Origin of the sequence: Streptomyces antarcticus, from assembly GCF_026627255.1 — a bacterium.
In the GTDB taxonomy this organism is placed as follows: Bacteria; Actinomycetota; Actinomycetes; order Streptomycetales; family Streptomycetaceae; genus Streptomyces; species Streptomyces antarcticus.
This window is the reverse complement of the sequence record NZ_JAPNLM010000083.1, coordinates 1-1078: the sequence shown is the minus strand read 5'-3', so window position 1 is coordinate 1078 and position 1078 is coordinate 1. Positions and strand designations below refer to the sequence as shown.

At 77.3% G+C, this 1078-nt stretch carries 1 protein-coding gene and 1 pseudogene; one reads left to right on the top strand and one right to left on the bottom strand.

Features of this window, described 5'->3' with window-relative positions:
• Window positions 1-17 precede the first annotated feature (17 nt).
• Window positions 18-188 (top strand): annotated as a pseudogene (locus OTB16_RS39135) (nuclear transport factor 2 family protein); the annotation flags it as partial.
• Window positions 189-901: 713 nt separating this feature from the next.
• Here OTB16_RS39135 and OTB16_RS39130 read toward each other — a convergent pair.
• On the bottom strand, window positions 902-1078 hold a 177-nt coding region (locus OTB16_RS39130), incomplete at its 5' end, for a BTAD domain-containing putative transcriptional regulator (protein ID WP_267727714.1).

Sequence of the window (1078 nt, the reverse complement as noted above, 5' to 3'; positions counted from 1 at the left end):
AGCCCCACACTGTCCCGATGACGCAGCGTGTGGACCTCGCGACGGTAATGGACCGGCTGGCGATCGACGAGGTGGTCTCGGGGTACGCGGTGGCCGTCGACGACGGCGACTGGGCCGCGGTCCGCGCGCTGTTCGCCGCGGGCGGGCGGGCCGACGACAGCGCGGCGGGCGGTGGCGGGGGGCCGGCGGGGGTGGGGGTTGGGGGGAGGCCGTGGAAGAAGGCCCGGTGGCAGCCCCGGCGCCGGGCAGCAGGCTCAGGTCTGCCCCGGTCGTGTTCCGCGGGCGGATCCCGCCCGGCTCGCGGGAGACCGCGGCGTCCCCGGCTACCGCCCCGGGCCCCGTACGCGGTGTACCCGAGGCGTTCCGTCAGCACCCCGAAGGCCGGCGCGACCTGACAGAACTCCACCGGGGAGCCGGGTCAGCCCCGGTTTGTCAGCGAACTTGGCGGCCGGTCCGGGCGGACGCGGGTACGCGCTACTGCTCCCGGGCGCGGCCGGCCGGGGCCGTGAACTGCGGCCAGCGGGTTCAGGTGTTCAGGTGTTCAGATGGTCCGCGGCTGTCCGCCAGTGGTGGGTGTGGCGCCGGTACCGGGCGGGCTGGTACCGGGCGCGTTCATCACCGGCCCTGCCCCGCGGCATCCCGTACGCCCGCCCCGCGCCGGGAAGTTCACCGGGCCGGCGGGCCCGGCCCGGGCCGTCCGGCTCCCTGTGGACCGCGTGGAGCGGGCAGGGGGCGAGGATCTCCGCCAGCACGGCTGACGGGCCCCGCGTGCCAAGGCGTGCGGTGAGGGGTGGCGGCGGGCACCGAAGGGCAGGGCGGACGGGGCTTCCGCGACAGGCCCCGGGCGCCCCGCATGCCAGGCGCGGAGCGCCCGGAGGGCGGGGCGCCCGGGGCGCGGGGCTCACACGGCGTACAGGTCGAACGTCGAGCCGCGCCTCGCCCCCGCCTGCCCGTCCAGTGCGGGGTCGACGGCGAGCATGGCCTGGTGGAGGCGCTGGAGCTGGGGCGAGGGCTCCACGCCGAGGTCTTCTATGAGGCGGGCTCTGAGTCTGCGGTAGACGTCCAGGGCGCCGGCCTG